Annotated in this window: 4 protein-coding genes and 2 pseudogenes; 4 read left to right on the top strand and 2 right to left on the bottom strand. The window is 64.8% G+C overall.

The features are described 5' to 3' along the window. A pseudogene (locus Q392_RS34255) lies at positions 1-142 on the bottom strand (IS110 family transposase); the annotation flags it as partial. Between the two features lie 389 nt (positions 143-531). Next, positions 532-1899 (bottom strand): replication initiation protein, encoded by a 1368-nt coding sequence (locus Q392_RS25870; protein ID WP_038215214.1) that lies wholly within the window; start codon positions 1897-1899, stop codon positions 532-534. Between the two features lie 647 nt (positions 1900-2546). Between Q392_RS25870 and Q392_RS25875 the strand changes: the two genes are divergently transcribed. The 4 genes and pseudogenes from Q392_RS25875 to Q392_RS25895 form a co-directional block, all read left to right on the top strand. Then, on the top strand, positions 2547-3665 hold the full coding sequence (locus Q392_RS25875; protein ID WP_245610825.1) for an AAA family ATPase: 1119 nt from the start codon (positions 2547-2549) through the stop codon (positions 3663-3665). Between the two features lie 892 nt (positions 3666-4557). After that, positions 4558-5643, top strand: a complete 1086-nt coding sequence (locus Q392_RS25885) for a ParB/RepB/Spo0J family partition protein (protein WP_084217415.1) — start codon at positions 4558-4560, stop codon at positions 5641-5643. 322 nt (positions 5644-5965) lie between these two features. Further along, entirely contained in the window at positions 5966-7228 is a 1263-nt protein-coding gene (locus Q392_RS25890) for a phage integrase family protein (protein WP_084217416.1), read from the top strand. Positions 7229-7311: 83 nt separating this feature from the next. Then, a pseudogene (locus tag Q392_RS25895) lies at positions 7312-7545 on the top strand (IS21 family transposase); the annotation flags it as partial.

The following is a 7545-nucleotide window of genomic DNA, read 5'->3' on the forward strand; positions in this document are numbered from 1 at the left end:
GCGCCAGGGCCATGGCCTGGTGGACGAGTTGCTCGATGCCGCTGACGTCATTGGCGAGCTGCCAGGTCTTGGCCTGGTCGCTGCTGGCGACCTCCAGCGTCTGGCTGGAGACATCGATACCGATAAAAACACAGTCGGACACGTCCTCTCACTCCCATCCTTGTCTATGCGAACTTCAAGTTCCTACAACCGTTCGGGCTGCAAGAAAGGACGGTCCGGCTCAGGCGCCCAGTGCTCAGTCACGGGCTTCACGCATCCCAGAGGCCGCTCGGGCTACCCGAGCCGGTCCGAGGCTTAAAGATACAAGGAGCGCCGCCCTTCGTCCGTGCAAGAAAAGGCCGGAGCCCCGTGGACAAATTCAAGAAGGGGAGGACGAGACAAGGGACGCGCCGGTCGTCGTCACGACGACAGCGCACTGGTCTATCGCGAGGCTGAGTGCATTCCGGCCTTGGGCCTTCGATCCTCTTTGGCGCGGCATGCAGCATTGCTTGCGCCGCTGCACGCTGGCGATGTTGCCGGAATCAGGTCCGTCTACAGGCCAGTGACGCCGCGTGACAGTGCAAAGTCCAATAACACCCGGTCGGACGGCTCCTCGGGCCAGGTTTGGCGGGCCAGCCAGCGAAAAAAGCTGGTGCCCGCGATGCGGCTGGCCGGTCCGTCGCGGCGCCAAGCGCGAGCAATGGGCGGCGCCAGCGATTCCAGGTGCGAGGACTCGAAACGCTCGCGCCATTCGGTGTGCTGCTCCGGCGACATCTCGCTGAACATCTCGCGGGCCCGGGCCATGCGCTCGTTCTCCCAGAGTTCATGCAATCTCCGTGAGCGCTCCGCCTCGTTCACGGGCGCCGACGCCACGGGCCCACGCGCCGGTGCGGGCAGTTCGGCGGGTGCGGCCGCACTCTTGCTCTTGACCCCTGAATAGCCCTTGCGCAAGGCGTCCTTGAAATAGGCGGCTGGCGACTTCAAGGGCGCCAGCGCCTGGTTGCGCAAGCGCTGGCGGACATGCTCGAGCGTGGCGCGCAGTTGTCCTTCATCGGTGGTCGCATAGATGTCCTGGGCCTCGTCCTGCTTGATGCCCAGTTCGATCAGCCGGCCCACCAATTCCAAGTCGAAGACATTGCGTTGCGCGGCGTCGACCTCGCCGATGCGCTGCTGCACGCGAGGCACGACCCGGAACTGGATCTCCTCGATCTTGCGGCCGCGCTTGTGCTCGATGAGCTCCAGGCTGAAATCTTCGCACAGGGCATCGACCTCCGCCAGAGCCTTGCTGATGACGTCGCGCTTGAGGAAGCGGTAGTCGACCTCAGTGATGTCGCTGCGGCCGGTGAGCACGGCGGCCCACCACACCACGTCCTCGCGCATCGAAAGCCGCCCGGGCGACGTGAGGTAGCGCGCGCCGATCTCGTACAGCACCGCGGCCGAGTAGCTGCGCATCTGGCCACTGATCTCCAGCAGCACACGCGTGTACTGGTGCGGCCGGACCAGGCGTTCCTTGATTTCCTCCGGATACCGCCAGCTCACGATGCACGGGCGCCCCCGCCCTTGCTCCTCGATGCTCACCGTGCCAAGCAGCTGCGAAGACACCCAGCGGCGCTGCCCGGTGGCGCTGGTGGACCACTCGATCGTGGTGGCCTGCATGTCCCTCAGATGCGACTTGAGCAGGTCGGTGTTGTTAGAGTTGAAGCGCGCGTCCCCGATGAGTTCGCTTAGGGGGAGCTTGTAGATCGGCTCGTCCACACCCTGGCGCTGCGAATGGTAGAGCAACGCGTTGTAGATCCGGCGCGAGAGCAGGGTCAGCCGGCCACGCTTGGGGCGGATGGCGATGGCCTCGTTGGCCTTCGCCAGACTTTGCTCGTCCTGGGGCTTCTGGGGACGCGGCGCGGGAACGAGCGACTCGTCCATGATGACTTGTGGATGTAGGGGTTGGCATCTTGGATCAATATTGTGAAATCGTCAATTCACATTGCCTCGACAGCGACTCTTGTTAGATTGAGTTGAACACTTGAAGTAGTTGAAGACATTGCCGTTCTGGAATCGTCATACAGAACAATGGGTTAGAGCATGTTCTGTGAGAGCCGTTGGGCTTCAATGTGAGATCGGATGGGAATTGATGTGAGTGAATCTGGGATTCCCGAGTCATTGTTGTGAGACGCAATGGGGTTTTTGGTGAGTGGAGTTGGGATGGGGGCCTCAGAGGGGGTCGAACGGGCCTGCTGATGGAGTCGCCGGACGCGTCGGATCGCCTGGACGCTCCTCCGAGCGCCACTTTTGCCCAAATGGGTGGCCATGGGAGGTGTGAAGAGTGTGGGGGTTCCCCAAGCGTTCTCACAGTTGACGGACCAGAAAATCCCGTTCGTTCATTGGCTATGTGTTGATTAGACACTTTTCCATAGAATAGGAATATTCCGTTGAAGATTCCACTCACTCACATGGCCTCTACCCTCCCCTTGGACGCGGGAAACCTGGTTTCCAGCGTCGGCCCCACTCCTTCAGTTCGGCCCCGCATCGACATGCCTCGTATCGCCGGATTGGCGACGCGGGCGGGGTCGATGGTCGAGCAGATCCGTGGCCGGCTGCTGGCTCCCGAGGCCAGGAAGATTGCGCCGACGTACAGCACAGCGCAGCTGGCTGCGCTGTGCGGTGTGGACAAGGCGCATGTGTCATACCGGCTGACCAAGGAGGATCTGCCCTCGGGGCGCCTGACCCCGACGGGCGGGAAGCGCATCTTCGAGTTGCCCGAACTGCGCGCTTGGACGCGCACCTACCGGGCGGACAAGATGCGCCCGGCCGGGCGGCCGGCCGTCACCATCGCCGTGGGCAATTTCAAGGGGGGCGTCGCCAAGACCACGACCTCGATGGTCCTGGCCCAGGGCTTGAGCCTGCGCGGCCACCGTGTGCTGGCCATCGACACCGACCCGCAGGGTTCGCTGACCACGCTGCACGGCCTGTTGCCGGAAGCGGAGGTGAGCGAGGACATGACGATCGCGCCACTGTGCGACGGCGCCGAGGACGACATCCGCTACGCCATCCGGTCCACCTATTGGGACGGCATCGATCTGGTGGCGGCGGCGCCCTTCCTGTTCTCCGCGGAGTTCGCGCTGCCCGCGCGCCAGATGCGGCAAAGCGACGCCGAATTCTGGAACGTGCTGAACGCCGGTCTCGACAGCGTGCGCGATTTGTACGACGTCATCGTCATCGACACCCCTCCCTCCCTGTCCTATGTGACCATCAATGCGCTGTGGGCGGCCAACGGCATCGTGGTGCCGGTGCCGCCCTCGGGGCTGGACTTCGCCTCCTCCGCGCAGTTCTGGGCCTTGCTGGCCGACCTCGGCGCGAACCTGGATGAACAGTCGAAGGACCGGCGCGGCAAGCATTTCGATTTTCTGCACGTGCTGCTCAGCCGTGTCGACTCGGCCGATCCGGCCATGCCGGCCGTGCGCCAATGGATCCAATCCACGTACGGAGAGTTCACGCTGCCGGTCGAGATCCCAAAGACCAGCGTCACGAGCAACAAGGCGGCCGAATTCGCCACCGTCTACGACGTGCAGAAATACGAAGGCTCGGCCAAGACCTACAAGCGGGCGGTGGATGCCTATGACGCCTTTGTCGACTTGGTCGAGCAGTCCATCGTGGGCGCTTGGTCGGATGGCGCAGGATCTGAGGTATGACGGGCCGGGTGCTCGGCGGTTGCCTGTGGAAACCGGGTTTCCAGCGGCCCCTTCGGACCACCGAACGACGGTCGCCGGGTGTCTTGGGCGCACGCTGCAGTGCCCTGACGGCGCTAGCGCCGGGCAGCGGCGCCTGCGGTGGAAACCGGGTTTCCACTTCCCGAGCGGCGGCGCATGTAGAGATGCCCGCCCCCTTTGCGGGCGTGATCGCGCGCGGGGAGTCGACGTGCACGTTCGCTCGGCATGTGGAACCCTGGTCTCCATGCGCTCATGCGGGGCGCGCCCGGTGCGGAGCGAATCCGGCCGAAGTGTTGTCGCTGCTCGAGCGGTCCGGGAGATCGAAGAAGCTGGTGCCTGTGGAAACCCGGTTTCCAGAAGTTTCTCCAAGCCGTGGGGCCAAGCGCGTCGTATACGCCTTGAACAGGTGTCGTTGTCCCGCCCGGGCGCAGCGAGCCGATGACGGGTGCAGTGGAAACCCGGTTTCCACCGGCTGGAGTGCGGAAGCGCTAGTCGCTACCGCTCCCTGGGCCGCCCGTGCGGCCCCAGCCGGGCTGGCTGGTTGGCCGTGGAAACCGGGTTTCCACGGCCTTGCACAAGCGGCGGGGTGGCGCTGCACTGGTTACCCGTTCTCTCGCACTCAGGTGCGGTGGACACCCGGTTTCCGTCGCTCGCCGACCGGAGGAGCGAGATGGGAGTCCCTTCGCCCGGCCTTCCCGGATGACGCCTTCACGGGCGACGCGGGACGTGGAAACCGGGTTTCCACACGCGCCAGCAGATGCGCGCGCTCCCACCCAGTCGTACGGGACCCACGTCCAGCAGCACATCAGGGCGGCTTTGGCGCCGAAACAACGTATTCATGTGGAAACCGGGTTCCCACTGGAGAACTGACAGCATGGCAAACACACGCAAGCGACTGGAAGAACTGACTGCCGGCCTGGTGCTGCCGGGAGACGACACGGCGCCGCCGCAACCGCCCGGCGACTCGGGCCAGCCTGGTCCCGCACATCTGCCATCGCCAGCGGCGCAAGGCGGCGACACTCGCTTCCCGCCGGCGCGCACCAGCGCGCCGGTCCCTCGCACTGGCCCAGGCCAGATGCTCGCGTTTCGCGGGCAGATGCAGGCGGTAGAAGGTGAACTCGCGGGTCTGCGCGATCGTCTGCAACGCTTCGACGGCGCAATGCCGAGCCGGCGCCTTGATCCGCGCCTCGTTCAACCCAGCCGCTGGGCCAATCGACACGAAGCTTCTTTCCAGACGGCCGCGTTTGCCGGCTTGAAGAACGACATCGAGAAGGCGGGCGGGAACGTGCAGCCAATCCTCGTGCGCGAACTCGCCGGGGAGCAGGGGCGCTATGAACTGGTTTTCGGCCACCGCCGGCACCGCGCCTGCCTGGAACTGGGCATCCCGGTGCTCGCCTGCATCTGGGAGGGTAGTCTCAACGACCCCGAACTGTTTGCCGCGATGGACCGGGAGAACCGCGAACGGGCCGACCTGTCTCCCTATGAACAGGGGGTGATGTACCAACGCGCCCTGGACGAGCAACTGTTCCCGACCCAGCGCAAGCTGGCGGAGCACCTGGGTGTGAGCCACACGTGGATCCGCAAGACGTTGCAGGTCGCGCAGTTGCCGCAAGCGATCGTCGAGTGCTTCCGCAGCCCGCTGGACATCGGCCACCGGCACGCCGAGCAACTCCACGCAGCGCTCGAAAAGGACGCGAGGTCGGTTCTGAAGCGGGCCGAGAAGCTGAGAGGGCAGGGCGCTTCGGCGTCAGCTGTGCTCGCGCGACTGCTTGACATCGCCCCGACGCCTCGCAAGGTCGATCGGTTGGACCTGAAGGCCGGCGACGTGCGCCTGGGCAAGGCCAGCCGCGCTAAGGAGGGTGGCGTGACTGTCGAACTGCTTCCGGAAGGGCTGGCCGCCGTTCCACTGGATCAGGTGCTCCGGTCGATCGAGGACGTCTTGCAAAAGCTCAAGCTCTGAGTGGGACGCAAGCCGTATTGTGAGAGGCGTTGGGATTTCTTCATAATGTGTGCAAGCGCACACTTAATAATTGAAACCAACGACGCGAGTGGCGGCAAGGCGAGTTCCACAGCGAACTTCAAACCAGAACTGGCTTGGGCAGTGACCTCTAAGCTGTTGATAAATAAGACAATCTGAGTGCGTGGACTCTGTCAAGCTGAATTGGGCGGCATAAAATGGCAATCATGATTATTGAGTCCGAGCCGTCTTAGGGGGCAGGGTGAGCGCCTCCGTGCGTACTGGTGAAGGGGCCCGCCGGCTGCACCGCGGCCACTTTGCTTTCATGCGTGCGCTCATCCAGGGCATGGACGAGCGCTTGGCGTGGGAGCGCTACCTGCATGAGGAAGGTGAGCCAGGCGATCGGCGCCGGGTGTGTGGCACCATACAGTGGATCAAGGACACCTTCGCCGCTGCCGCGCGTCGGGAACAACGCCCGGGAACGGCCCGGCTGATCCTGCTTGATCCCGAGCGCTTTGCGCGGCGTGTGGCGCCCACGCTGCCCAGCTTGGAGGAATTTGCGCTTGCGAACGGCCTGGAGGATTTCTCCGAGGAAGAACAGCTCGAGGCCTACGTCGAGGCCCATCCGCAGGCTGGCGGGGCAGGGCGGGGCGGCATGCCAGGAGGCGCCAGCAACCGGCGGGCGCGCCTGATCGATCGCCAACTTGAAGCGCTGCGCTGGCTAGAGCATCTGGTCGTTCACGATCCCCGCCCGCTCGACGGCGTGCAAGCTTGGCTGAACCCAGCGTTGGCCACCCGGCTGCGCCATGCCGGCTTGCTGACACTGCAGGATCTGGCGGACACCATGAATCAAGCTGGCGCGCGTTGGTGGCGTGCGGTGCCCGGCATCGGCCGGCACAAGGCGGCTCGGCTGACGGACTGGCTGCGCGCCCACGCGCCGCTGCTGCAACTGAGCATCGGCGAATACGCCATCACGCCGCGTCGCCAGTTGTCCGATGAAGTCCGGCGCAGCCTCGTCGCACCGGGGTCGGCCGTGCGCCCCCTGGAGAAGTTCGTGCCGCCGCAGCACCTCGACGGCCGGCACGGGGACAACAGAGGGGTGGGTGATCACTGCGCTATCGCAGCCCGCACCGATGTCGAGGCGGTCCGAGCCTGGATCGATGCAAAAGGCGTGGCGCCGGTTGGGCAGGACAGCAGTGCGACCACTCCCCTGAACGCCACCCAGCGCAGCTATCGTCGTGAAGGCGAGCGTTTGCTTCTGTGGGCCGTGCTGGAGCGCGGTAAGGCGCTCTCATCCCTGCAGGCCGAGGACTTGGTCGCCTACTTTGACTTCCTGAAGGCACCGCCCGCGCACTGGTGCGGCTCGCGCGCCCATCCGCGCTGGTCTCCCCAGTGGCGTCCGCTCGAAGGCGCGCTCTCGCCTGCGGCCCATCGCCAGGCCAAGGTGATCGTGCACGGTCTCCTGGCCCACCTGGCGCGCCAGCGATACCTGAGAACCAACCCATGCAAAACGCTGCTGGCTCCGCCTCACGGCGCGGCGGAGATTCCTCTGTCTGTTGGCGCCGGCCGAAAATTGACCCATCTGTGAGGGTTGTGCCGGTTCAAATTTGACCCGGGTGTTCAGCCTACCCTGCTGCTTTTTTAAGCGGCGGGATACCAGGAATGATCACCATGGCCATGATTGGCAAGGTCCTGCGGATGCACCACCGCGAGAGCAAATCGGTGCGAGAGATTGCGAGGGCGACGAGCCTGTCGCGCAACACGGTGAGGAAGTACCTGCGAGCGCCGGTGGCGCAGGTGCCGAAGTACGAGCGCCGCGCGGCGCCGGTGAAGCTGACGCCGTTCGTCGAGATGGTGGAGCTGGCATTGTTGGCAGATGCGCGCCGCCCGAAGAAGGAGCGGCGA

Origin of the sequence: Xenophilus azovorans DSM 13620, assembly GCF_000745855.1 — a bacterium.
GTDB lineage: Bacteria > Pseudomonadota > Gammaproteobacteria > Burkholderiales > Burkholderiaceae_C > Xenophilus > Xenophilus azovorans.